This window comes from Stutzerimonas sp. KH-1 (assembly GCF_054483855.1).
Map to the genome: position 1 here is coordinate 2,735,785 of NZ_CM137011.1, position 22,085 is coordinate 2,757,869.

The window sequence follows — 22,085 nt, forward strand, 5'->3', positions numbered from 1 at the left end:
ACCGGCACGCCCGCTCAGGGCGCTGCCGCCATCACCTCGCAGAGCTTCCGGATCGCCCCCAGCATCTGGAAGCTCGGTCGCTCCAGGCCCTTGTCCGGCACTTCCAGCAATCGCCCGTTGCGCACGGCATCGAGCTGTGGCCAGGCCTGCCACTCGTCCAGCTGCGCCCCGCTGCCGGCCAGGATGACTTGCGGGTCGCGGGCGAGCACCGCTTCGATGCTCACCTGCGGCGCGGCCAGGGTCAGGTCGGCGAAGACGTTGCGCCCGCCACACACCTCGATCGCTTCGCTGATGATCTGCTGCCCGCCGAGGGTATACAGCGGGCGGTTCCAGACCTGGTAGAACACCCGCAACGGCCGTTCACGGGCGTAGGCTGTGCGCAGCTCGGCGAGGCCGGCGCGAAACGCCTCGGCCAGGCGCTCGCCCTGCTCCGTGCGGCCGACCGCCTGGCCGATCACCCTGAATTGCTCGGCCAGCCCGTCGAGGCGAGTCTGCGCCACCACCAGCACGGGAACACCGAACTGCTGCAGCTGCTCGCGCTGGCTGCGCGGCACGCTGTCCGGCCAGAGCAGGACCAGATCGGGGCGCAGGCTGAGCAAGGTCTCCATCTCGACCTGGCCATAACGCCCCACCGATGGCACCTGAGCCAGGGCCGCAGGACGTTCGCCGCCGTCCAGCACACCGGCCAGGCGATCTACGGCATCGAGTTCCAGCATGATTTCGCTGAGCGAGGGCGCCAGGCTTACTACCCGCTGCGCGGCCACCGCAGGCAAGGTGGCCAGCAGCGCCAGAGCGGCGAGCAAAAGGTGACGCATCAGTGCAGCTGCCGCGGAATACGGTAGAGCACCAGCAGCACCAGGCTGCCGAATACCAGCAACAGGCGGGCAACCGGTTCCATGCCCAGCAGAGCCCCGGCGGCCGCGAACCAGGCCGGCAGCGAGGCGATCAGCAGCCCACGCCGGCGGAGGCGACGCAAGCGTGCCCAGGCGTCGGCCTCCATAGGGCCTCCCAACGCCTGCTCGGTGGCAATCAGTGCGTGCTTGAAGGCGGTGAAGGCCGGCAGGCTGAAGAACAGCGAGACCAGGCCGGCAGCGAAAAGAGGCAGGCCCCAGTCAACGCTCAGTGCCGGTGCACGGCCCAGCGCCAGCACAGGTATCACCATCAGGAGGGTGTGCAGCCAGCCGTCACGCGCGAGCTGGCGGCGAACGGCGAGGCGGTTCACGACTGCTCGGCTTCACCCTGGTGGATCTCGCCGAGCATGTGGCCGAGTTTGCCGGCCTTGGTGGCGAGGTACTTGCGGTTGTGCGGGTTGTGCGCGACCTGCAGCGGCTTGCGCTCGGCCACGCGGATGCCGAAGCCTTGCAGCGCCTTGACCTTGCGCGGGTTGTTGGTCATCAGCTTGATCTCGGCGATGCCCAGGTGCTCGAGCATCGGCAGGCAGATACCGTAGTCACGCATATCAGGCGCGAAGCCCAGGCGCTCATTGGCCTCGACGGTATCGGCGCCGGCATCCTGCAGCTCGTAGGCGCGGATCTTGTTCAGCAGGCCGATGCCGCGTCCTTCCTGACGCAGATAGAGCAGCACGCCACGGCCTTCGTCGGCAATCGCGCGCAGTGCCGCTTCCAGCTGGAAGCCGCAGTCACAACGCAGGCTGAACAGCGCATCGCCGGTCAGGCATTCGGAATGCAGACGCCCAAGCACCGGCTTGCCATCGGCCACGTCGCCGAGGGTCAGCGCGACATGTTCCTTGCCAGTGTCCTGGTCGAGAAAACCATGCATGGTGAACACGCCGAACGGTGTCGGCAGTTGGGAAGCGGCGACGAACACGACAGACACGGGCGGAAATCCCAGGCGGCAGAAAAGCGGACACTATAACACTAACCGGGGGCACATCTGGCTGAAGAGTTCGCCGTCGAGTGTGTCTATCGTGCCGTGCAGGCGGACGGATCAGCCTGAACTCAGGAGGTCTTCGACTCCAGCACCAGCACGCCCTGCTCCTCGCGCCAGCTGACCCGTCCGAGAAAGCTCATGCCAAGCAGCGCCTCGGTGGGCGAGCCGCCCTCGACGACGACGGCCTCGACGCCAAGCACTTCGATCGCGCCGACCTTGACGCTGTTCAGGTGCACGCGCCAGGCCTTGGCCGTGCCGCTGGCGGTGCTCACCACCATCGGCCGGCCGTTGACGCGATAGTCGATGCCCAAGCGGCGGGCCTGGTGCTCGTTGATCGCCACCGAGGTGGCGCCGGTATCGACGAGGAACTGGATCGACTGGCCATTGATCGCACCGGCAATCCAGTAATGGCCGCCAGTACCCTTGGCGACGCTCAGTTGGGTCTTGCTCGGCGCCGCGTAGGCACCGCTGTATTCGCGGCTCAGGTTGTAGTGCCGCTCGACGCCGTCGACCCTCAGCACCGCACCGTTGGCATCGGCACTGACCACCTGGACGCCACCCGGTCCGGTCTGCCCGACCCTGACCAGCTTGCGCTGGCCGTCGACGTTGACCACCGCCGCACCGGGAAACAGCCCGACCACCTGCACCATTGAGGCGGCCTGTGTCAGCGCGGGCAGCAGCAACAGGCCGGCGAACAGAACGGGGATGCTACGCATGGCTATTCCTTCCTCGAAACCTGGCCGCCCGGACCGGAGCCGCCGATCATCCACCAACCGTCAGCGGCCTGCAGCGACCGGACGCACAATCAAACCAACAGCGCCACCAGCCCCTGCATGACCGCCCAGGCGGCGACCCCGGCAAGGATATCGTCGAGCATGATGCCCACCCCGCCATGGATATGCCGATCCACCCAGCTGATCGGCCACGGCTTGGCGATGTCCATCACGCGAAACACCACGAAGCCGAGCAGCAGCCAGTACCAGCCCTCCGGCACCAGCCAGAAGGTGATCCAGATACCGACGAATTCGTCCCAGACGATGCCTTCGTGGTCGTGCACGCCGAGTTCGCGCGCCACCTTGCCGCACAGCCAGACGCCGAACAACATGGTCAGGCCGAGCATCAGCACATAACCCCAGCCTGGCAGCAACTGCCACAGCGGCACGAACGGCAGCGCTACCAGCGAACCCCAGGTGCCCGGCGCCTTGGGCATCAACCCGGACCCGAAGCCGAACGCCAGGTTGTGCCAGGGATTGGTCCAGACCAGGTTTTGCGGCTTGGCCGCGACCGGCGAGGTATCAGTCAAAACAGCGTTCCTTCTCGGATTGATCGCGGGCTGAGCAGGCCGCAACGCCCTCATGGATTGAAATGGTTGTAGCCGCGTTCGGACACGGCCACCTCGTTGCCCGCCGCGTCCAGCAGCTGCACGCCCTGCCCCGCCGTCACCCGGCCGATGACCTGCACCGGCCAGCCGGCAGCCTGCAGCGGCGCCAGTTCGGCAGGCGGCAGGGTGAAGGCCAGCAGGTAGTCGTCGCCGCCAGCCAGCGCGCAACGCAGCGCTTCGGCGCCGCCAGCGAAACGGCGCAGCGGCTCGGACAGCGGTAGCCGATCACGCTCGATCTGCAAGGCCACGCCCGAAGCCTTGGCGATATGGCCACAATCAGCCAGCAGCCCGTCGGAGATATCCAGCGCCGCGCTGGCTTTGCCACGCAGCGCTTCACCCAGGGCCAGCTGAGGCTGTGGCGACCAGTAGCGCGCCAGCAGGTGTTCGGCGACATCCGCATCGGCTTCCGCCTGACCAAGCACCAGGGGCAGCGCTCCGGCTGCTTCGCCCAGCACACCACCGACGCAGAGCAGATCACCGGTCTGCGCGCCGGCACGGGTCAGCGCCTGCCCGGCCGGCACGCGGCCGAACACGGTGACGGTCAGGCTCAGCGGGCCACGGGTGGTATCGCCGCCAATCAGACGCAGGCTGCAGTCGAGCGCCATGGCATCCAGTCCGCGGGCGAACTCGGCGAGCCAGAGCGGATCGCCGCTCGGCAGACTCAGGGCAAGGGTGAAGCCGATGGGTGTGGCGCCCATGCCGGCCAGGTCGCTGGCGGCGACGGCCAAGGCGCGCTGGCCGAGCAGGAACGGATCGCAGGGATTGGGGAAATGCACGCCGGCGACCAGGGTGTCGGTGGACACGGCCAGCTGTTCACCGGAGGGAATCTGCAGCAGGGCGCAATCATCGCCGATGCCGAGAACGACTTCGCCGCCGGCCCTGGCACAAGCGGCGGCGGCGAAGTAGTGACGGATCAGCTCGAACTCACCCAGCAAGGCGAGCGGCCCTCAGCGCTTGTGGTTGCGCACTTCGGCGCTGCGCAACGAGGGGGCCAGCTTGTCCAGCACGCCGTTGACGAACTTGTGTCCGTCGGTGGCGCCGTAGACCTTGGCCAGCTCGATGCCTTCGTTGATGACCACGCGGTACGGCACGTCGATGCGCTGCATCAGCTCGTAGGTCGACAGGCGTAGGATGGCCAGCTCCACCGGGTCGAGCTCATCCAGCGGACGGTCGAGATTCGGCGCAATGGCCTGGTCGACCTCGGTCTTCTTGCGCGCCACGCCGTTGAGCAGTTCGTGGAAGTAGGCACCGTCGACACCGCTGAAATCGTTGTCGACGCGGAACTGCGCCTCGATTTCGTTGAGGCTCTGACCGGCCATGTGCCACTGATACAACGCCTGCATCGCCAGGCTGCGAGCGACCCGGCGCGTGGCGATCTTGCCCTTGGCCTTGGGCTGCGGTGCGTCCTGGCTATCGTCGTGATTCAGGCTCACTTCGCCTCCAGCTGCGACAGCAGGCTCACCATTTCCAGTGCGGAAAGTGCGGCTTCGGCGCCCTTGTTACCGGCCTTGGTGCCGGAGCGCTCGATGGCCTGTTCGATGGAATCGACGGTCAGCACGCCAAAGGCGACCGGTACGCCGAACTCCATGGAGACCTGGGCCAGGCCCTTGGTGCACTCACCGGCGACGTATTCGAAGTGCGGCGTGCCACCGCGGATGACCGCGCCGAGGGCGATGATGGCGTCGTATTCACCCTGCTGCGCGACCTTCTGCGCGACCAGCGGAATCTCGAAGGCACCCGGCGCGCGGATGATGGTGATGTCGTTTTCGCTGACACCGTGGCGAACCAGCGCGTCGACCGCGCCGCTGACCAGGCTCTCGACGACGAAGCTGTTGAAGCGGCCTACGACCAGGGCGTATTTGCCCTGCGGGGCGATGAAGGTTCCTTCGATGGTCTTCAGGGGCATGGGTGCTTTCTCATCTCTTTAAAGAACGAAGGCGCCGCGGACTGCGCGGCGCCTCTGATTTATTCGGCCGGGAGGTATTCTACAACTTCCAGATCAAAGCCGGATATCGCATTGAACTTCATCGGCGCGCTCATCAGGCGCATCTTGCGTACGCCCAGGTCACGCAGTATCTGCGAACCGGCGCCGACGGTGCTGTAGGTGGCCGGGGTCGGCGGCTGCTGACGGGTCAGCTGCGCCAGCAGCTGCGGGCCGGTCAGCGGATTGCCGAGCAGCAGCACCACGCCCTTGCCGGCCTTGGCCACTTCGCTCATCGCCGCGCGCAGGCTCCAGCGACCCGGCACGGTGACCAGCAGCAGATCACGCAGCGGCTCCATGTTGTGCACGCGCACCAGGGTCGGCTCTTCCGGGGAAATCTCACCGCGGGTCAGTGCCATGTGCACGGTGTCCTCGACGCCGTCGCGGTAGGTGACCAGGTTGAACTGGCCCAGCTCGGTTTCCAGCGGCTGCTCGGAAACCCGCTGCACGGTGCGCTCGTGGATCATGCGGTAGTGGATCAGGTCGGCGATGGTGCCGATCTTCAGCCCGTGTTGCTCGGCGAAGACTTCCAGCTCAGGACGGCGTGCCATGGTGCCGTCGTCGTTCATGATTTCGCAGATCACGCCGCTGGCCTCGAACCCGGCCATGCGCGCCAGGTCACAGGCAGCCTCGGTGTGGCCGGCACGCGCCAGCACGCCGCCCGGTTGCGCCATCAGCGGAAAGATGTGGCCGGGGCTGACGATGTCCTCTGCCTTGGCGTTCTTCGCCACCGCGGCCTGCACGGTACGCGCGCGGTCAGCCGCGGAAATGCCGGTGGTCACGCCTTCGGCGGCCTCGATGGAAACGGTGAACTTGGTGCCGAAGCCCGAGCCGTTGCGCGGCGCCATCAGCGGCAGCTTGAGCAGCTCGCAGCGTTCGCGGGTCATGGGCATGCAGATCAGGCCGCGAGCGAAGCGCGCCATGAAATTGATGTGCTCGGAGGTCACGCACTCGGAGGCGACAATGATGTCGCCCTCGTTCTCGCGGTCCTCGTCATCCATGAGGATGACCATCTTGCCGGCGCGGATGTCTTCGATCAGTTCTTCAGCGGTATTGAGCGCCATCGGGCGTCTCCTCAATTCTTCAGGTAGCCGTGCTCGGCGAGAAAACCTTCGGTGAGCCCTGAGGCCTTGGGTTCGGCGGCCTTGTCGCCCATCATCAGGCGCTCCAGGTAGCGCGCCAGCAGGTCGACCTCCAGGTTCACCTGCCGCCCGAGGCGGTAGTCGGCCATGATGGTTTCGCCGAGGGTGTGCGGCACGATGGTCAGCTCGAATTCGGCGCCGTTGACCGCATTGACCGTGAGGCTGGTGCCGTCCACGGTGATCGAGCCCTTGAGCGCAATGTACTTGGCCAGCTCGCGCGGCGCGCGGATGCGGAACTGCACGGCGCGGGCATTATCTTCCCGTGCCACGACCTCGCCGACACCATCGACATGGCCGCTGACCAGATGACCGCCGAGGCGGCTGGTGGGGGTCAGGGCCTTTTCCAGGTTGACCCGGCTGCCGGCCTTGAGATCGATGAAGGCGGTGCGCGCCAGGGTTTCGCGGCTGACGTCGGCCCAGAAGCCGTTGCCCGGCAGCTCCACCGCCGTCAGGCAGACGCCGTTGACGGCGATGCTGTCGCCCAGCTTGACGTCGCCCAGATCCAGCTTGCCGGTTTCGACCAGCACGCGGACGTCCCCGCCCTTGGGTGTGAGCGCACGGATGGTGCCGATGGCTTCGATTATTCCAGTGAACATGTGGCCTCCCGTGGAAGGCGGATAAAACGCTGCATACGACGAACTCCTGTTTTTGAAAAACAGGGCGCTACGGATCGATAGGGATGCATGACGGGTGCACGGACGGCGCCCATCGGAATATCCCGCTCTCTCTCATCCGGACTATACCGTCGGCCCCGGAATCACACCGGGTCTGCTGACCTTGCCGAAGCAAGCGCTCGCGGGCTAGACGCGATTGAAAGCTACTGCGCGCAGAGCATGCTGCGTTGTGCTCCTCCTCGAAGTGCTCATTTACCAAGGCCTCGTTGCCCCCAGTAAAGCCCGCCTTCTCGTCGAATCACGCCTTGCCTGCTCAGCGCTCGCTACGCTTTCATCCTTGTAACTGCGCCATTACCGCCGGTGGGGAATCGCACCCCGCCCTGAGAACGTTGGGCCGTTTGTGGCCCGGCAGCGTTTTTAACACAAATAGCGACGCGGGGCAGCCCGTTATCGCCCGGTAGCAGCTATCTGAATGCAAGACGCAGGCTATCGGCGGACACCGCCGACACGGGTTGCCGATCAGTTGGCCGGGCGCGCCAGGATCTTCCAGTCGTCGCCCACCGCCCGGATGTCGACGATCTTCAGCTCGCGCGCCTCGCTCATGCGCTCGAGCGGAAGCTCCAGCAGCGGCCGCGCCGAGGAGCCGAGAAACTTGGCCGCCATGAACACCTGATACTCGTCGATCAGGCCGAGGCTGGCGAACGCACCGACCAGCCGCGGTCCGGCCTCGACCAGCACCTCGTTGGCACCACGGGCAGCCAGCTCGCGCAGCAGCGCGGTCAGGTCGACCCGCTCCTGACCCAGCACCAGCGCCTCATGGCCGGCGCGATGATAGGTGTCCTCGCAGCCGGCGACCGCCATGACGACCAGCGCCGGACCAGCCTGAAAGAACGGCGCATCCAGCGGCACGCGCAGCCGACCATCGACCAGCACCCGCAGCGGCGGGCGCTGCAGCGCCAGCGCGGTGGTTTCGGCGTTCAGCCCCAGTTCATCGCCACGCACGGTCAGCCGCGCGGCGTCCATCAGCACGGTGTCGGCGCCGGTCAGCACCACGCTGGAGCGGGCGCGCAGGCGCTGCACCTCGGCACGCGCCGCCGGGCCGGTGATCCACTGGCTCTCGCCGCTGGCCATCGCGGTGCGCCCGTCCAGGCTCATGGCCAATTTGGCGCGCACGTATGGCAGGCCGCTTTCCATGCGCTTGATAAAGCCCGCATTGAGTTCCCGCGCCTCGCCTTCCAGCACGCCACTGGCAACTTCGATACCGGCGCTGCGCAGCCGCTCCAGACCGTTCCCGGCGACCTGCGGATTGGGGTCCTGCATGGCCGCCACCACGCGCCCGACACCGGCCTTGACCAGCGCTTCGGCACAGGGCGGCGTGCGCCCGTAATGGCTGCAGGGTTCGAGGGTGACGTAGGCGGTGGCACCGCGGGCGCGCTCGCCGGCCTGGCGCAGCGCATGGACCTCAGCATGCGGCTCGCCGGCGCGTACGTGCCAGCCCTCACCGACCAGCTCGCCATCGGCGACGATGACGCAACCGACCCGCGGGTTCGGATGGGTCGAATAAAGGCCCTTGCGCGCCAACTGCAGCGCCCGGGCCATCCAGGCGTGATCGGCCGTCATTCGGGCTTGGCCGGCTCGCGGGACAGCCGCTCGATTTCCTCGCGGAACTCGTTGAGGTCCTGGAAGCGGCGGTAGACCGAGGCAAAGCGGATATAGGCGACCTCGTCGAGCTTCTGCAGCTCGGCCATCACCAGCTCGCCGAGCACCCGCGACTTGATCTCGCGCTCGCCGGTGGCGCGCAGCTGATGCTTGATATGGGCGATCGCAGCTTCCAGGCGCTCGACGCTGACCGGACGCTTCTCCAGCGCACGCTGCATGCCGGCGCGCAGTTTCTGCTCGTCGAACGGCTGGCGACTGCCGTCGGACTTGATCAGTCGCGGCATCACCAGCTCGGCGGTTTCGAAGGTGGTGAAACGCTCGCCACAGGCCAGGCACTCGCGGCGGCGGCGCACCTGATCGCCCTCGGCGACCAGGCGGGAATCGATGACCTTGGTGTCGTGGGCACCGCAGAAGGGACAATGCATGGGGCTGGAATCGGTCGTACGTCGGGACGGCCATGGTAGCGCATCCGACCGGCAAGACAAGGCGACGGCTTTGCTGCTATACAAGCCCGCAATCGCCGTTCAGGAGGCCGTCTGTGCCATCACGTTTTCTCGTTCTGCCCGCCCTGCTGACGCTGCTCGTCGGCTGCGGCAGCCAACCCAGCGAACCACCGACGGCTCCCGTCGAGCTGAGCACCGCACCCCACTCCAAACTGCTCAACGAACTGAGCGGCAGCCTGATCGGCGCACCGGCCGGCAGCGACGTGGAGCTGGCCCTCTTGGAGGTCGACCGTCGCGACCAGCCCGACCGCCTGCTCAGCAACGTGCAGCTCAAGGGCCGCGGCAGCGAGCTGCCGTTCATCCTCCAGTTCAACCCCGACGCCTTCCCCGCCGGCCAGCGCGTCGAGTTACGCGGCCGCGTCACGCGCGCCGGCCAGCTGATCATGCGCCTGCCGCCGCGCACCATATCGAGTGCCGCCAGCCAGGCGCTCGGACCGCTGCAGCTGGTTCCGGCACCGTGAGCGCACCGGCGCAGCTGCAGGCCGCGCTGCACGAACTGCTGGGCGATGCCCGCCTGGTCGCTGAGACGCTGCCGGACACCGAGCTGCGCCTCTGGCTGATAGATGCCGCCAACATGGATCGCGCCTTCAGCCCCGAGGAGACCCGGCGCATTCTCGACGAGCCACCGTATTGGTGCTTTTGCTGGGCCAGCGGGCTGGTCCTGGCCCGCTGGCTGGCCGAGCGCCCGGACTGGGTGCGCGGCAAGCGCGTGCTGGATTTCGGCGCGGGTTCCGGCGTCGCCGCCATCGCCGCGGCCAAGGCAGGAGCCGCCGAGGTGGTGGCCTGCGACCTGGACCCGCTGGCACTCGCCGCCTGCCGGGCGAACGCCGCGCTCAACGGTGTCGAGCTACGCTATTCGCAGGACTTCTTCGGCGAAGCGGATCGCTTCGATCTGATCCTCGTCGCCGATGTGCTCTACGACCGCGCCAACGTGCCGCTGCTGGACCAGTTTCTCAGCCGAGGCCGGGAAGCGCTGGTGGCCGATTCCCGCGTGCGGGACTTCGCCCACCCGCTGTACCGGCGCCTGGACGTACTCGATGCCTGCACCTGGCCGGATCTGGCAGAGCCGGCGGAGTTTCGCCAGGTGAGCCTCTACCACGCGACGCGCTAGCCATACGGAGACACCATGAGCGAGGAAAGTCTGCGCCTGTTCTTCGCCCTGCCCTGCCCGCCCGAGCAGGCGACGGCCATCTGCGCCTGGCGTGACGGCCAGGCATTCGACGGGCGCCCGGTGGCCGAAGCCAATCTGCACATGACCCTGGCCTTCCTCGGTGCCCAGCCGAAGGAGCGGCTGGATGCGCTGCTGACCATGGCATCAGGCATCGAGGGGACGGCATTCGATCTCCGGCTGGACCGGCTCACCACCATCGGCAAGGGCTTCATCTGCCTGCAACCGAGCACGACGCCGCAGGCCCTGTCGAGGCTGGTCGCTACCCTTGCCGAGCATCTGGCCGCGCTCGGCGTGGTGCTCGACAGCCGGCCCTTCCTCCCGCACCTGACGCTGGCCCGCCAGGCACAGAGCCGACCAAGCGGCGCCGCGCCGGGCTTCGCCTGGCACGCCGACCACTTCGGCCTCTATCTGTCGACGGCAACGCCGGGTGGCGTGCGCTACGACGCGCTGGGACGCTGGCCGCTGGCAGCGCCATAGCGACCGTCACATGGCCCGCTCAGCGCGGCACTTCGATGAGAAAGCGGAACAGCGGACCGTGCTGCTCCACCGCCAGGCAGTTGTAACCCTTGGCCGTGGCGTCCTCGGGAATGCCGTGCACCGACTGCGAACAGTCCGTCACCACTTCCAGCAACTGCCCTGGCTGCATGGTCGCCAGGGTTTCCAGCGTGGCGATGGCGTTATACGGGCAGTGCTCGCCCCGCAGATCAAGCGAGAGATTCGGTTTGGCCTGGCTCACGGGCAGGACTCCTTTTCGGTTGAAAACGACGTGCGTTGAGGTGCACCAGCAGCATGGCGATGGCCAGGCCGGCAAAGGTCAGCAGCAATCCGCTGGCCGGGCCGAAGCTCTCCAGCAGATTGATCTTCGGATAGGGCAGCGCCAGCGACGTGCCGAGCTGGTCCCAGTACACCGCCACCAGCGTGCCGCCGATGACGTTGCCGACGCCCACCACCCAGAAGTGCACCTGCCCTTCCATGGCGCGATACATCCAGCCGGTTTCGCAGCCGCCGGCGACGACGATGCCGATGCCGAACAGCACGCCGCCGAGAATCGCGTTCGGCCCCATCCAGAAAATCTTCGGGCTTGCCCCCAGCGCGATGGCACCGAACGTACCGACGCAGGCCACCACCATGCCGAGCAGGATGCCGTAGGCAGCGCGGGTTCGGCCGGTGGTCCAGAGGTCGCGGGCGGCACTGGTGAAACAGATCTGCGCCCGCTCGATCAGCCCGCCGAACAACAAGCCGAACAGCACCGCCATGCCCAGCACCAGCGAGGTATCGAAGCGCCAGGCGGCGAATGCGATGGCCAGCAACGCCACCCCGGTGCCGAGGCGCGCCTGCAACGAGGCCCGCCGCCGCGTGCCTTCCACGTCACCGAACAGCGAACTGGCTTGGCTACCGACCTTCAGCGGCGTGCGCAGCCAGGGCAGCAGGCAGATCTTCACGCCGACCCAGGCGCCGCCCACGGTGGCCAGCATGAAGGCCCAGGCATGCAGCGAGAACATTGGAATGCCGGTGAAGAAGGCCGCCAGGTTGCAGCCCATGGCCAGACGCGCACCGAAGCCGGCGATGATGCCGCCGATCAGGCCCTGCAGCAGGCGACGTCTGCTGGTCGGCCAGCGCAGGCTGACGTTGTTTGCCCACAGCGCCGCACAGAGCGCGCCAAGCAGCATGCCGATGATCATCACGCCGTCGATGCGATCGAGCGGCGTACCGGCCAGGCCGATCAGCTTGAAATAGCTCCACTCCTGCGGGGTGTAGCCGAACCAGGAAATGATGTGCCCACCCCAGCGGGTGAATTCGCCGGTGACGGCCCAGAAGGTTCCGGTGATGGCGAAGTAGTAGGCGGAGGCGACACCCAGCGCGACGAGCGCCGGCAGGGGCGACCAGAAGCGCACGAGATAGCGCTCCCGGAAATCGGAGAGAACGGACATGTGAAGCTCCTTATGACGCGCGACTGCAAACGCCGCACCGGTCTAGGAAAAGGGTTTCGCCTCGACGAGGCGATCGCGATGCCGCGTCGTAGAGGCGGCGCAACCATAGACCAATGGCATCCATCGCGCGAGCTCTTGCTTCTCGCCGGCGGCGCCCCCACTTACCATGCACAGCTTCCCAGTCACCCGTCGCCGACGAGAATTCCGATGAGCCAGACGCCCTATATCTTCGATGTCACCACCGCCAGTTTCGAACAGCTGGTGCTCGAGAACTCGTTCCACAAGCCGGTGCTGGTGGATTTCTGGGCCGAATGGTGCGCGCCGTGCAAGGCGCTGATGCCCTTGCTGGCAAAGATCGCCGAGGAATACCAGGGCGAGCTGCTGCTGGCCAAGGTCAACTGCGACATCGAGCAGGACGTCGTTGCCCGCTTCGGCATCCGCAGCCTGCCCACCGTGGTGCTGTTCAAGGACGGCCAGCCGGTGGACGGTTTCGCCGGTGCGCAGCCGGAATCCGCCATTCGCGCCATGCTCGAGCCTCACGTACAGGCCCCGACAACGCCACAGGGCAATCTGCTGGAAAGCGCTGAGGCGGCCTTCGCCGAAGGCCGTTTTGCCGAGGCAGAGGCGCAGCTGCAGCAGCTGCTCAGCGAGGACAACGAGAACGCCGCCGGCCTGATCCTGTACGCGCGCTGTCTGGCCGAACGGGGCGAGCTGGGCGAGGCGGAAACCGTGCTCAATGCCGTGAAGGGCGATGAGCACAAGCAGGCGCTGGCCGGCGCGCGCGCGCAACTGACGTTCCTGCGTCAGGCCAATGACCTGCCCGATGCCGCCACGCTGAAGAGCCGCCTGGCGCAGAACGGCGAGGATGACGAGGCGGCATACCAGCTGGCCATCCAGCAGCTGGCGCGCCAGCAGTACGAAGCGGCACTGGACGGGCTGCTCAGGCTGTTCGTGCGCAACCGAAGCTATGCCGACGGGCTGCCGCACAAGACCCTGCTGCAGGTCTTCGACCTGCTCGGCAACGACCATCCGCTGGTGACGCTGTATCGCCGCAAGCTGTATCAGGCGATTTACTGATTTCGACTGCTGTTGGCGAGTCCGTCAGCGGGCTCGCCGATCCAGTGATAGCAGGCCGAATCGGCGCCATGCTCGACCCGTACCTCGTCGCAATGACGCAGCCGCACCAGCAACCGCTTGGCCAGCTGGGTGCTCCCGGTGATCGCCTCCAGCTCGGCGAACAACTGCGGCCCTTCGAGCTTCCCGGCACTGCGCAGGCATTCCCGGGCGCTGTGCCAGAGGGCATCGGCCGGCGGCGAAGCCGCCGTTGCAGACCGCGCGGCCGAGCTGATCTCGACGGCGCCCAGCCCACGCGTCAGGCCCGACCAGTCCTGTTCGCCCAGTTCGATTTCCAGATCGACCGGCCAGTCCCCTATGCGTCCGCGGATTCGGATCATGCTGTCCCTCCTGAAATATGCGTTCATGCTCACATGCACGGGCCGCGCTGGCCAGCCAAGCGGCAAAGTTGTTATAACGTAACGGACCTTGCCAATGGAGCTGACCATGCGCCACTTACTGCTCGCCGTACCCGTGCTTCTGTTGCCCCTGAGCTACAGCCAAGCACATGAAGATCATCATCACGAACATGAAGAAGCTGCCAGCCTCGGCGCCCACGAACATGGTGCGGCTCGCCTGAACGCCGCGCTGGATGGCAAGCGTCTTGAACTGGAGTTCATCAGCCCGGCCATGAATCTGGTCGGCTTCGAACACGCGCCTGCCACACCAGCGGACGAAGCGAAGATCGCCGAAGCACGGGCCCAACTCGAGCAACCGGCGACACTGTTCGGCCTGCCAAAGGCTGCCGACTGCGTGGTGAGCGAACAGCAGCTGCATGGCGAACTGCTCGGTTCGGCCCACGCCGGTTACCAGCGCCGCGATCAGGACGATGACCATCGGCACGAACACAGCCATGCCGCCGCAGACGAACACGACGGTCACAGCGATATCGAGGCGAGCTACCAGTTCGATTGCAGCGATCCGGAGGCACTGCAGGCGCTGGATCTCAAGAGGCTGTTCGAACGCTTCCCCGGCACGGAGAAGATTCAGGTACAACTGATCGGCCCCAACGGCCAACAGGGCGCAGAACTGACCCCGGCGCGCCCGCAGCTGCCTTTCTGAACCAGCACTGGACATCGATGACCGCTCCACTTCTCGCAATCGACAACCTCGGCTTCGCCTGGCCACGCCAGGCCGAGCTGCTGGATATTCCCTGCTTTCGCCTCGAGCGCGGCGAGAGCCTGTTTCTCAAAGGCCCCTCGGGCAGCGGCAAGACCACCCTGCTCGGCCTGATCGGCGGCGTGCAGAAGGCCGCGCGCGGCAGCGTGCGCCTGCTCGACCGTGACCTCGGCAGCCTGTCGGCGGGCGCCCGTGATCGCTTCCGGGTCGATCACACCGGCTACATCTTCCAGCAGTTCAACCTGCTGCCTTTTCTCTCGGTGCGTGAAAACGTCGGTCTGCCCTGCCATTTTTCGCGGCTACGTGCCGAACGTGCGCGCAAGCGGCACGGCAGCACGGACGCCGCCGCGGCCAGCCTGCTGGAGCACCTGGGGCTGGCACCGGAGCTGTTCGAGCGGCGGGCCGACGCGCTCTCCATCGGCCAGCAGCAGCGCGTGGCTGCCGCCCGAGCGCTGATCGGCCAGCCCGAGCTGGTCATCGCCGACGAACCGACCTCGGCACTGGATGCGGACAACCGCGAAGCCTTCCTGCAACTGCTCTTTTCCGAGTGCCGGGCGGCGGGCGCCAGCCTGCTGTTCGTCAGCCATGATCAAAGCCTCGCACCGCTGTTCGACCGCAGCCTGTCGCTGGCCGATCTCAATCGCGCCGCACGCGCGCCGGAGTGCTGAGCGATGTATCTACTGCGCCTGGCCCTGGCGAGCCTGAACAATCGCCGTTTTACCGCCCTGCTGACCGTATTCGCCATCGCGCTGTCAGTGTGCCTGCTGCTCGCCGTCGAACGGGTACGCAGCGAAACCCGCGCCAGCTTCGCCAGCACCATCAGCGGCACAGATCTGGTGGTCGGCGCCCGCTCCGGCTCGGTGAATCTGCTGCTCTATTCGGTGTTTCGCATCGGTAACGCGACGAACAACATCCGCTGGGAAAGCTACCAGCACTTCGCCGAACACCCACGGGTCGCCTGGGCAATCCCGATTTCCCTCGGCGATTCCCATCGTGGCTATCGCGTGATGGGCACCAGTGCCGGCTATTTCGAGCACTACCGCTACGGCCGCAAACAGCCGCTGCAGCTGGCCGAAGGCCGCGCCTTCGAAAGCGACCCGTTCGAGGTGGTACTGGGTGCCGAAGTGGCCAGCGCGCTGGGCTACCAGCTCGACGACAGTATCGTGCTGGCCCATGGCATCGCCCGGGTCAGCCTGGTGCAGCACGACGACAAGCCGTTCCGCGTGGTTGGCGTGCTGCAGCGCACCGGCACTCCTGTCGACCGCACCCTGCACATCAGCCTGGCCGGCATGGAAGCGCTGCACATCGACTGGCAGAACGGCATGCCGGCGCGCGGCGCCGCACGCATCGACGCCGAGCAAGCGCGTGGCCTAGATCTTCAGCCACAGCAGATCACGGCGTTCCTGCTCGGCTTGAACAGCAAGGTCGCCACGTTCACCCTGCAACGGGAAATCAACCAGTACCGCGGCGAACCGCTGCTGGCGATCCTGCCCGGCGTTGCCCTGCAGGAACTCTGGAGCCTGATGGGCACAGCCGAGAAGGCGCTGTTCGTGGTCTCGCTATTCGTCGTGCTGACCGGGCTGATCGGCATGCTCACGGCGATCCTAACCAGCCTCAACGAACGTCGCCGGGAGATGGCGATCCTGCGCTCAGTGGGTGCTCGCCCCTGGCATATCGCCGCGCTGTTGATCATCGAGGCCTTCGGTCTGGCGCTGGCGGGCACGCTGCTGGGGCTGGCCCTGTTGTATGCAGGGATCGCCATCGCACAGGCGCCGCTGCAGAGCCTGTATGGCCTGTATCTGCCGCTGGCCTGGCCGAGCGCCTATGAGTGGAGCCTGCTTGGCGCTATTCTGCTGGCCGCGCTGCTGATGGGCAGCGTGCCGGCCTGGCGGGCGTATCGCCAATCGCTTGCCGATGGCCTGTCGATCCGACTATGAGGAAGCCCATGCCACGCCTGCTGTTCGCCCTGCTCCTGGCCTGCGCGCTGCCCCTGCACGCGGCTGAAGTCCGTCTGCTGCAATGGTCGGAGCTGATTCCGGAAGGAGCCCCTCCGCCGCCACCGCCGCTGGCGATACATGACATGTCGCAGCTGGCCGATGCGCTCGCCGCCGAGGCCGGCCCGGCCGCGGCACAGCAGTCGCCGGCCGCGCCGGTGGTCGAGGCGCTCGATGGGCAGATGGTGAAGTTGCCAGGCTATATCGTGCCGCTGGACATGACCGACGAAGGGCGCGTCATTGAGTTCCTGCTGGTGCCCTATTTCGGCGCCTGCATCCATGTGCCACCACCGCCGTCCAACCAGATCGTGCATGCCACCAGCGAACTGGGCGTGCGGGTAGAAGCGCTGTACGAGCCGTTCTGGATCGAAGGGCCCATGCGCGTCGAGCATGCCAGCAGCGAGCTGGCAGAGGCCGGCTACCGCATGCAGGCGCAGAAGATCTATCCCTACGAGTTGCAGTGACCAGCAGGCGCAGGACGACGGCGATAGTGATCGCCGTGGTCGCCACGCCAATCAGCGGACGCTGGCGACCTGCCGTTCGCGCTCGAAGCTGAGCTCGCCTTCAGCCCACTCCCGCCATTCGCGCACCCGGCGACGCTCCGCTCCGGCTCGCTCCGCCTGTTTCAGCGCTTCGAGCCCGGCCTGCCAGCGGGCCTGTTCCAGTTCGAGCTGTGCGACATTCATCCAGAACTTGGCGCTGCCGGTCTGGGTCGCCAACTGCCGATAGATCTTGGCGGCTTCGGTACGCTCACGTGCCTGCCACCAGAGCATGCCCATGCGTTCCTGACGTTGCGCATTGCTCGGCAGCAAGCGCGAGGCAAGCATGCCTTCCAACAGCTTGGCGCCCTGCCAGGGCTGGCCGGCGGCACTGGCCAGTGCGACCAGGTTGTCCAGCTCGGCCTCAGTGAAGCGCAGCCCCTTGGTGTGCGCCGCCCGTAGGGTAGCCAGCGCGCGATCCTCGGCACCGGCCAGCTGCTGAAGGCCGGCGAGCTGCCGCCAGGCCTTGACCTGATCGGGATGGCGCAGCAAGAGTTTCTGTTGCCAGCGTTCGGCGGCCTGATAGCGTTTGAGTTCGGCATTGCCGGCGACCAGGAACTGCAGCCAGGTGTCGCCGGCTTTCGGATTGGCCTGCACGTAACGCTCGGCCAGCGGCAGGGCCTTGGCATGCTGACCGAGCCCCTGATAGGCCTGCACCAGCATCTGCAGGATCTCCTCGTCGGCCTGATTGGCCGAGCCCAGCAGGCTGACGACCTTGGCATAGCGCCCCTCGACCAGGTTCAGGCGTGCCAGATTGAGGCGCTCGCCGGCCAGCAGTTGCTCGTCCAGCTTGCCGCTGGCCACGGCCTTGTCCAGCCACTCCAGCGCCTGCCGGTTGTTGCCTTCGGCCCAGGCCAGATAGCCTCGGCTGCGCCAGAGCAAAGCCTCTTCGTTGCTCCCCGGCTTGGCGCTCGCGCCGTCCAGCGCCTTGCGTGCAGCCGCATAGTCGCCCTTGCTCTGCGCGGTCTGCGCTCGCTCGAGCGCCATGAACACGGCCGGGTCGATGGCCTGGGCAGCCTGGACCGAAGCAGCGAGGGAAAGGGTCAGCACAAGCAGCAGACGAAGCATTTCAGCGTTCTCCTTGCAGGCGGAAGTGCAGGGTTTTAACGGCTTCTCGGGATACCGGCGCACCGTTCTCGGTGCGCGGGGCGAAACGCCAGCGGGCCGCGGCACGCCGGGCCTCGCGATCGAACACGTTGCGTGGTGACGCCTCCAGTACGCGGATGTTCTCCACCCGCCCCTGGGGATTGATGGTGAAGGCAAGCTTGATATGGCCCTCGATGCCCTGCTGCCGGGCGCGATAGGGATATTCCGGGCGCACGTCGTTGAGCGGCATGACTTCCTGCTCGGGCCCACCCGGCTTGCCAGCCGCCTCGACCGCCGCGCTAGCCGGTGCCGGAGCGGCCGCAGGCGTGCTCTGCGCAGCGGTCAGGCCGGACAGGCTGGGCGCCGGCGCGGTCGCGACCGAAATGCCCGCATCAATGCTCGGCAGATCGAGGTCGAGCTTCGGCAGGTTGGCATCCGGCGTGGCCATGTTCGGCGTCGGCGGCGTCGGCGGTTGCGGCGTCTTCGGCTGTGGCGGTTGCGGCGCCTGCTGGCGAGTGCGCGTGGCGCTGTCTTCGTTGCGCCCATCCATACGCACGAAATTGGCGATGGCCAGCGGGTCTTCCTGAATCTTGCTGCGCGGTGGATTGACCATGCTCAGCATCAGGGCGAACAGCAGCAGCGCCACCACGCAGGCGGCGACGAAAGCCAGACTGAAACGGACCAGCCGCGGTTGCATCAGCGCGACCCCGTGCTGGCAGCCAGCGCCACGTCCTGCACGCCGGCCTGGCGCGCCTGGTCCATCACCTGCACCACAAGGCCGGTGCGGGCATCCTGGTCTGCCTGGACAACCACCGCGCCCTCGGGCTGATCCACCCGCATCCGCTCGACATGGGCGCGGACGCTGCGCACGTCCACCGCCTGCTTGTCGATCCAGACCTGCCCATCGGCGGTGACGGCGATAAGGATGTTGCCCTTGTCCTGCGTGCTCGCGGTATCGGCCTGCGGGCGCTGGACCTCGACACCCGACTCCTTGATGAAGGAGCTGGTGACGATGAAGAAGATCAGCATGATGAAGACCACGTCGAGCATCGGCGTGAGATCGATACCGGTGTCTTCTTCCTGCTGGTAATGGTGACGACGCATACGCATCCCGCTAATCCTCAATCGTGACGCAGCTGGTCGGCCAGCCGGTCGAGAGACTGGCGCGCGATTCGCTCGAGGCGCGCCAGACTGAACAATCCCGTGATGGCCAGCACCATGCCGGCCATGGTCGGCAGGGTCGCCTGCCAGACGCCCGCAGCCATGCCGCGAGGGTTGCCGGTGCCGCTGAGCGCCAGCACATCGAAAACCGCGATCATGCCGCTGACCGTGCCCAGCAGGCCGAGCAGCGGATACATCGCAACCAGCGTCTTGCTCAACCGCAGCGGGCCGGACAGCTGCTGCTGTGCCTGCGCCAGCCAGGCCAGGCGCACGGCGCGCTGCCAGCTGCCGGGCTCATCGGCCAGCTGCGCCCAGGCCTGCCGGCGCGACTCGACCCAATGCGGGAAGACCCGACGCATGAACCACAGGCGCTCGAACACCAGCGTCCAATACAGCACGCACAGGCCGGCCAATGCCCACATCACCACCCCACCCGCGGTCATGAAGTCGAGCAGCGCGTGACCGCTGTCGACGACACTCAGCCAGTGAGCGCGCAGATCAGTCACGGCGTGGTGCTCCGGACAGATGCAGCGCGATCAGCCCGGCGCTCTGCTGCTCCAGCAGCTGGATCAGCGCCTTGCTGCGGCTCGCCAACAGGCTGTGCAGGAACAGCAGCGGGATCGCCACCACCAGGCCCAGCACCGTGGTCACCAGCGCCTGGGAAATGCCGTCGGCCATCAGCCGCGAATCGCCGCCACCACTCTGGGTGATGGCCTGGAAGGTGATGATCATGCCGGTCACGGTACCCAGCAGGCCGAGCAGCGGCGCCACGGCGGCGAGCAGCTTGAGCAGCGGTTGGCCGCGCTCCAGCGGCGGGGTTTCCTGCAGGATGGCTTCGTCCAGCTTGAGCTCCAGGGTCTCCAGGTCCGACAGCTGCGGCTTGGGCCCCAGTACGCCGATGATGCGGCCGAGCGGGTTGTCGTCGCGCGGATGATTGAGCTCGCGCATCTGGCTTCCAACCTTGCGGCCAATGCCGCCGAGATAGACCATGCGCCAGATCGCCAGCAGCAGGCCGATGGCGCCGAGCACCAGGATCACGCCACCGACCAGACCGCCCTGCTTGACGCGATCCCACAGGTCCGGCTGGCGCTGCAACTGCGCCAGCAGGGTGCCGCGGCTCGGATCGACCGGCAGCGTGGCCAGGGCATCGGAGCTATTCAGGTAATCCTCGATCAGGCCCTTGCCGGACGGCTGACGCGGCGGCACCAGCAGCTCGCCGGCATCGGCGTCGTAACGCAGGAAGGCGTCGCTGGTGAAAGCCGAGAAGCTGCCAACGCGCAGTACCGGCTGCTCACTGCGCGCACCATCGGTGCCCACCACCGGCAGCTGCACACGCTCGACTCGGCCGCTGGCCGCCAGGTCTTCGAGCAAGGTCATCCAGAACGCATCGAGATCGTCGGCCGATGGCAGGGCGCGACTTTCGGCCAAGCTGCGTAGCTGCTCGAGGCGCTCGGGATATTGGGCATTGAGCAGGCTGTCCTGCCACTGACCGGCGATATCACCGGCGCTCTGCCGCACCACGCCGAACAGCTCACCGAGATGACCGACGCGCTGGGCCAGGAGCTTTTCCCGCTCGGCCAGCTCCGCTTCCTGGCGGTCGAATTCGGCCTTCAGTCGCTCGGCCTCGGCCTTCTGCTCGGCCAGTGCGGCACGGGCACGGGAAAGCAGTTGCTGCTGCTCGCCACGGTCACGAACGAAGGCCTGCTCGCGAGCCTGCATGGCACTGACCTCAGCGGCGCGGTCGCTGCGAATGCGTTCGAGCAACTGGTCGGGGCTGAGCGGCTCCGCCGCATGCGAGGTGAGCGGCAGCAGCGCGACAAGGAACAGGGAAAACAGACGGCTCATTGCGCGGCCTCCTCGGCCAGGGTCTTCACGGGCAGTTGCAGATAGGCGGGCGCCTGCTGCTGGCGGGCAATGGCGATGGCCTGGGTCAGCGGCCGTCGTGCGCTGCCGTCGAGCACTTCCCAGCTGCGCGTCTGCGGGTTCCACCAGCCGCTCTCATGAGCATCGAGGGTTTGGTAATAGAGCATCACCCGGCCCAGGCGGAGAAACTCGACGCTACGCGAATCGCCGTTGCCAGGCAGTTCGCCGCGCCAGGCTTCCAGCGTGCGGCCGTAGTCGCTTTCGATCTGATAGGCCTCGAGGATGCGCCGGTACTTTTCCGCCAGGCTGACATCGGCGCGCGGCAGCAGATCCTGCAGACCGGCCAGACGATCGGCGCGCTCCTCCGGCAGGAACGGCAAGTCGGCGGCAATGAACTCGCCGAGCACCTCGACCATGCGACTCATCTGCGGCGTCACCGCTTCCTGGGTGCGCTCGATGCTGTCCAGCTGGCGCTGAAAGCCCTCGAGCTCCTCGCGCTGTGCGGCCACCAAGTCGCGTAACTGACTGTTATAACCTTTCAATGCCTCAGCCTGCTGCAAAGCGCTGCGGTACTCGTTGAGCGCCTCGCGCGTGGCATCGTCAAGCTGGTTGATCCGCGCTTGCGAAGCCTTGGCTTCGGCAGACAGGCGCTCGCTCTCTTCGAGCGCAGCGTCGAGCGGAGCCGCGGAGAGCGACCCCGCATACAGGTGCAGGCAGCACGGCAGCACGGCAACCGCCAACAGGCGGGGGATGAAGGGAGGCATGAGGAGGTCCTTGCAGACGGTCGTTAACTCAAAAGAGAAACATTATCATCCAGCAATTGACTCAAAGCAACCCGGGCATTACGTCGCAGCTGGCGACGCGGCTTTCATTGAGCTGGATCAAAAAGCCCCAGCGCCTGCTCCCTAACATGGCGGCCAATCGCATTCCAACAAACG

At 66.7% G+C, this 22,085-nt stretch carries 29 protein-coding genes; 8 read left to right on the forward strand and 21 right to left on the reverse strand.

The genetic code is table 11. From position 1 onward, the window contains the following. Positions 1–14: 14 nt before the first annotated feature. The 12 genes from ACX1DW_RS13195 to nrdR all read right to left on the reverse strand — a co-directional run bounded on the left by ACX1DW_RS13195 (position 15) and on the right by nrdR (position 9,092). Positions 15–815 carry a cobalamin-binding protein gene (locus tag ACX1DW_RS13195; protein WP_200600336.1) on the reverse strand — a complete coding sequence of 267 codons (801 nt, stop codon included), beginning with the start codon at positions 813–815 and terminating at the stop codon, positions 15–17. Next, positions 815–1,222: a hypothetical protein gene (locus ACX1DW_RS13200; protein WP_172883725.1), complete on the reverse strand. Its 408-nt coding sequence runs from the start codon at positions 1,220–1,222 to the stop codon at positions 815–817. The genes ACX1DW_RS13195 and ACX1DW_RS13200 overlap by 1 nt, the downstream gene beginning before the upstream one ends. Continuing rightward, positions 1,219–1,836: a GTP cyclohydrolase II gene (ribA, locus tag ACX1DW_RS13205; protein ID WP_063544111.1), complete on the reverse strand. Its 618-nt coding sequence runs from the start codon at positions 1,834–1,836 to the stop codon at positions 1,219–1,221. Before ribA ends, ACX1DW_RS13200 begins: the two co-directional genes overlap by 4 nt. Before the next feature lie 122 nt (positions 1,837–1,958). Then, positions 1,959–2,606 (reverse strand): retropepsin-like aspartic protease family protein, encoded by a 648-nt coding sequence (locus tag ACX1DW_RS13210; RefSeq protein WP_200600338.1) that lies wholly within the window; start codon positions 2,604–2,606, stop codon positions 1,959–1,961. An 89-nt stretch (positions 2,607–2,695) separates the two neighbouring features. After that, the gene (locus ACX1DW_RS13215; RefSeq protein WP_133456285.1) at positions 2,696–3,193 is read right to left on the reverse strand and encodes a phosphatidylglycerophosphatase A family protein; all 498 of its coding nucleotides are present in this window, start codon (positions 3,191–3,193) and stop codon (positions 2,696–2,698) included. A gap of 50 nt (positions 3,194–3,243) precedes the next feature. Further along, positions 3,244–4,206, reverse strand: coding sequence for a thiamine-phosphate kinase (thiL, locus tag ACX1DW_RS13220; RefSeq protein WP_200600340.1), 963 nt, complete (start codon positions 4,204–4,206; stop codon positions 3,244–3,246). A gap of 12 nt (positions 4,207–4,218) precedes the next feature. Further along, positions 4,219–4,704: a transcription antitermination factor NusB gene (nusB, locus tag ACX1DW_RS13225; RefSeq protein ID WP_011912029.1), complete on the reverse strand. Its 486-nt coding sequence runs from the start codon at positions 4,702–4,704 to the stop codon at positions 4,219–4,221. Then, complete coding sequence (gene ribH, locus ACX1DW_RS13230) at positions 4,701–5,177, reverse strand: 6,7-dimethyl-8-ribityllumazine synthase (protein ID WP_011912028.1); 477 nt, start codon at positions 5,175–5,177, stop codon at positions 4,701–4,703. The genes nusB and ribH overlap by 4 nt, the downstream gene beginning before the upstream one ends. 59 nt (positions 5,178–5,236) lie before the next feature. Beyond that, entirely contained in the window at positions 5,237–6,316 is a 1,080-nt protein-coding gene (gene ribBA / locus ACX1DW_RS13235) for a bifunctional 3,4-dihydroxy-2-butanone-4-phosphate synthase/GTP cyclohydrolase II (RefSeq protein ID WP_200600342.1), read from the reverse strand. An 11-nt stretch (positions 6,317–6,327) separates the two neighbouring features. Then, complete coding sequence (locus tag ACX1DW_RS13240) at positions 6,328–6,990, reverse strand: riboflavin synthase (protein WP_200600344.1); 663 nt, start codon at positions 6,988–6,990, stop codon at positions 6,328–6,330. 537 nt (positions 6,991–7,527) lie between these two features. Beyond that, positions 7,528–8,628, reverse strand: a complete 1,101-nt coding sequence (gene ribD, locus ACX1DW_RS13245) for a bifunctional diaminohydroxyphosphoribosylaminopyrimidine deaminase/5-amino-6-(5-phosphoribosylamino)uracil reductase RibD (RefSeq protein ID WP_200600346.1) — start codon at positions 8,626–8,628, stop codon at positions 7,528–7,530. Next, positions 8,625–9,092 carry a transcriptional regulator NrdR gene (gene nrdR, locus ACX1DW_RS13250; protein ID WP_003304016.1) on the reverse strand — a complete coding sequence of 156 codons (468 nt, stop codon included), beginning with the start codon at positions 9,090–9,092 and terminating at the stop codon, positions 8,625–8,627. Before nrdR ends, ribD begins: the two co-directional genes overlap by 4 nt. A gap of 113 nt (positions 9,093–9,205) precedes the next feature. On the opposite strand from nrdR, the gene ACX1DW_RS13255 reads away from it, so the two are divergent. From ACX1DW_RS13255 to thpR, 3 genes are read left to right on the forward strand one after another with little or no spacing between them, the layout of a single operon-like run. Then, on the forward strand, positions 9,206–9,631 hold the full coding sequence (locus ACX1DW_RS13255) for a YbaY family lipoprotein (RefSeq protein ID WP_041755354.1): 426 nt from the start codon (positions 9,206–9,208) through the stop codon (positions 9,629–9,631). Beyond that, positions 9,628–10,281, forward strand: a complete 654-nt coding sequence (locus ACX1DW_RS13260; RefSeq protein WP_458991688.1) for a class I SAM-dependent methyltransferase — start codon at positions 9,628–9,630, stop codon at positions 10,279–10,281. Before ACX1DW_RS13255 ends, ACX1DW_RS13260 begins: the two co-directional genes overlap by 4 nt. A gap of 15 nt (positions 10,282–10,296) precedes the next feature. Then, positions 10,297–10,818 carry an RNA 2',3'-cyclic phosphodiesterase gene (gene thpR / locus ACX1DW_RS13265; RefSeq protein WP_458991689.1) on the forward strand — a complete coding sequence of 174 codons (522 nt, stop codon included), beginning with the start codon at positions 10,297–10,299 and terminating at the stop codon, positions 10,816–10,818. Positions 10,819–10,837: 19 nt separating this feature from the next. Here thpR and yedF read toward each other — a convergent pair whose 3' ends face one another. After that, positions 10,838–11,077: a sulfurtransferase-like selenium metabolism protein YedF gene (gene yedF, locus ACX1DW_RS13270; protein WP_013981735.1), complete on the reverse strand. Its 240-nt coding sequence runs from the start codon at positions 11,075–11,077 to the stop codon at positions 10,838–10,840. Continuing rightward, entirely contained in the window at positions 11,046–12,272 is a 1,227-nt protein-coding gene (gene yedE, locus ACX1DW_RS13275) for a selenium metabolism membrane protein YedE/FdhT (protein WP_458991690.1), read from the reverse strand. The genes yedF and yedE overlap by 32 nt, the downstream gene beginning before the upstream one ends. A gap of 207 nt (positions 12,273–12,479) precedes the next feature. Between yedE and trxA the strand changes: the two genes are divergently transcribed. Next, positions 12,480–13,349: a thioredoxin gene (trxA, locus tag ACX1DW_RS13280; RefSeq protein WP_458991691.1), complete on the forward strand. Its 870-nt coding sequence runs from the start codon at positions 12,480–12,482 to the stop codon at positions 13,347–13,349. Here the strand turns inward: trxA and ACX1DW_RS13285 are convergent. Further along, positions 13,343–13,726 (reverse strand): hypothetical protein, encoded by a 384-nt coding sequence (locus ACX1DW_RS13285; RefSeq protein WP_458991692.1) that lies wholly within the window; start codon positions 13,724–13,726, stop codon positions 13,343–13,345. The two genes, trxA and ACX1DW_RS13285, sit on opposite strands and share 7 nt — an antisense overlap. Before the next feature lie 94 nt (positions 13,727–13,820). Between ACX1DW_RS13285 and ACX1DW_RS13290 the strand changes: the two genes are divergently transcribed. Genes ACX1DW_RS13290 through ACX1DW_RS13305 form a run of 4 tightly spaced genes read left to right on the forward strand, consistent with a single transcriptional unit; the run spans position 13,821 to position 16,962 of the window. Further along, the gene (locus ACX1DW_RS13290) at positions 13,821–14,447 is read left to right on the forward strand and encodes a DUF2796 domain-containing protein (protein WP_458991693.1); all 627 of its coding nucleotides are present in this window, start codon (positions 13,821–13,823) and stop codon (positions 14,445–14,447) included. A 17-nt stretch (positions 14,448–14,464) separates the two neighbouring features. Further along, positions 14,465–15,172 carry an ABC transporter ATP-binding protein gene (locus tag ACX1DW_RS13295; RefSeq protein WP_458991694.1) on the forward strand — a complete coding sequence of 236 codons (708 nt, stop codon included), beginning with the start codon at positions 14,465–14,467 and terminating at the stop codon, positions 15,170–15,172. 3 nt (positions 15,173–15,175) lie between these two features. Next, entirely contained in the window at positions 15,176–16,441 is a 1,266-nt protein-coding gene (locus ACX1DW_RS13300) for an ABC transporter permease (protein ID WP_133456292.1), read from the forward strand. 8 nt (positions 16,442–16,449) lie between these two features. Beyond that, positions 16,450–16,962: a DUF3299 domain-containing protein gene (locus ACX1DW_RS13305; RefSeq protein WP_013981728.1), complete on the forward strand. Its 513-nt coding sequence runs from the start codon at positions 16,450–16,452 to the stop codon at positions 16,960–16,962. A gap of 51 nt (positions 16,963–17,013) precedes the next feature. Here ACX1DW_RS13305 and ACX1DW_RS13310 read toward each other — a convergent pair whose 3' ends face one another. Genes ACX1DW_RS13310 through ACX1DW_RS13335 form a run of 6 tightly spaced genes read right to left on the reverse strand, consistent with a single transcriptional unit; the run spans position 17,014 to position 21,911 of the window. After that, the gene (locus tag ACX1DW_RS13310; RefSeq protein ID WP_011912013.1) at positions 17,014–18,105 is read right to left on the reverse strand and encodes a tetratricopeptide repeat protein; all 1,092 of its coding nucleotides are present in this window, start codon (positions 18,103–18,105) and stop codon (positions 17,014–17,016) included. 1 nt (position 18,106) lies between these two features. Further along, complete coding sequence (locus tag ACX1DW_RS13315; RefSeq protein ID WP_011912012.1) at positions 18,107–18,820, reverse strand: energy transducer TonB; 714 nt, start codon at positions 18,818–18,820, stop codon at positions 18,107–18,109. Beyond that, positions 18,820–19,233, reverse strand: a complete 414-nt coding sequence (locus ACX1DW_RS13320) for an ExbD/TolR family protein (RefSeq protein ID WP_013981725.1) — start codon at positions 19,231–19,233, stop codon at positions 18,820–18,822. Before ACX1DW_RS13320 ends, ACX1DW_RS13315 begins: the two co-directional genes overlap by 1 nt. Positions 19,234–19,244: 11 nt before the next feature. Beyond that, complete coding sequence (locus tag ACX1DW_RS13325) at positions 19,245–19,790, reverse strand: MotA/TolQ/ExbB proton channel family protein (RefSeq protein ID WP_011912010.1); 546 nt, start codon at positions 19,788–19,790, stop codon at positions 19,245–19,247. Continuing rightward, positions 19,783–21,129, reverse strand: coding sequence for a MotA/TolQ/ExbB proton channel family protein (locus ACX1DW_RS13330; RefSeq protein WP_458991695.1), 1,347 nt, complete (start codon positions 21,127–21,129; stop codon positions 19,783–19,785). Before ACX1DW_RS13330 ends, ACX1DW_RS13325 begins: the two co-directional genes overlap by 8 nt. Further along, a complete protein-coding gene (locus ACX1DW_RS13335; protein ID WP_156244172.1) occupies positions 21,126–21,911 on the reverse strand; it encodes a DUF3450 domain-containing protein in 786 nt (261 codons plus the stop codon). Before ACX1DW_RS13335 ends, ACX1DW_RS13330 begins: the two co-directional genes overlap by 4 nt. Between the last annotated feature and the right edge of the window lie 174 nt (positions 21,912–22,085).

Coding starts and splice junctions, on each gene's coding strand:
- ACX1DW_RS13240 (WP_200600344.1), bottom strand. CDS start 6,990: ATGTTCACTGGAATAATCGAAGCCATCGGCACCATCCGTGCGCTCACA.
- ACX1DW_RS13305 (WP_013981728.1), top strand. CDS start 16,450: ATGCCACGCCTGCTGTTCGCCCTGCTCCTGGCCTGCGCGCTGCCCCTG.
- ribBA (WP_200600342.1), bottom strand. CDS start 6,316: ATGGCGCTCAATACCGCTGAAGAACTGATCGAAGACATCCGCGCCGGC.
- ACX1DW_RS13195 (WP_200600336.1), bottom strand. CDS start 815: ATGCGTCACCTTTTGCTCGCCGCTCTGGCGCTGCTGGCCACCTTGCCT.
- ACX1DW_RS13300 (WP_133456292.1), top strand. CDS start 15,176: ATGTATCTACTGCGCCTGGCCCTGGCGAGCCTGAACAATCGCCGTTTT.
- nrdR (WP_003304016.1), bottom strand. CDS start 9,092: ATGCATTGTCCCTTCTGCGGTGCCCACGACACCAAGGTCATCGATTCC.
- ACX1DW_RS13310 (WP_011912013.1), bottom strand. CDS start 18,105: ATGCTTCGTCTGCTGCTTGTGCTGACCCTTTCCCTCGCTGCTTCGGTC.
- ACX1DW_RS13330 (WP_458991695.1), bottom strand. CDS start 21,129: ATGAGCCGTCTGTTTTCCCTGTTCCTTGTCGCGCTGCTGCCGCTCACC.
- ACX1DW_RS13210 (WP_200600338.1), bottom strand. CDS start 2,606: ATGCGTAGCATCCCCGTTCTGTTCGCCGGCCTGTTGCTGCTGCCCGCG.
- ribH (WP_011912028.1), bottom strand. CDS start 5,177: ATGCCCCTGAAGACCATCGAAGGAACCTTCATCGCCCCGCAGGGCAAA.
- ACX1DW_RS13315 (WP_011912012.1), bottom strand. CDS start 18,820: ATGCAACCGCGGCTGGTCCGTTTCAGTCTGGCTTTCGTCGCCGCCTGC.
- thpR (WP_458991689.1), top strand. CDS start 10,297: ATGAGCGAGGAAAGTCTGCGCCTGTTCTTCGCCCTGCCCTGCCCGCCC.
- ACX1DW_RS13290 (WP_458991693.1), top strand. CDS start 13,821: ATGGAGCTGACCATGCGCCACTTACTGCTCGCCGTACCCGTGCTTCTG.
- ACX1DW_RS13285 (WP_458991692.1), bottom strand. CDS start 13,726: ATGATCCGAATCCGCGGACGCATAGGGGACTGGCCGGTCGATCTGGAA.
- ACX1DW_RS13295 (WP_458991694.1), top strand. CDS start 14,465: ATGACCGCTCCACTTCTCGCAATCGACAACCTCGGCTTCGCCTGGCCA.
- trxA (WP_458991691.1), top strand. CDS start 12,480: ATGAGCCAGACGCCCTATATCTTCGATGTCACCACCGCCAGTTTCGAA.
- yedE (WP_458991690.1), bottom strand. CDS start 12,272: ATGTCCGTTCTCTCCGATTTCCGGGAGCGCTATCTCGTGCGCTTCTGG.
- ACX1DW_RS13335 (WP_156244172.1), bottom strand. CDS start 21,911: ATGCCTCCCTTCATCCCCCGCCTGTTGGCGGTTGCCGTGCTGCCGTGC.
- ribD (WP_200600346.1), bottom strand. CDS start 8,628: ATGACGGCCGATCACGCCTGGATGGCCCGGGCGCTGCAGTTGGCGCGC.
- ACX1DW_RS13320 (WP_013981725.1), bottom strand. CDS start 19,233: ATGCGTATGCGTCGTCACCATTACCAGCAGGAAGAAGACACCGGTATC.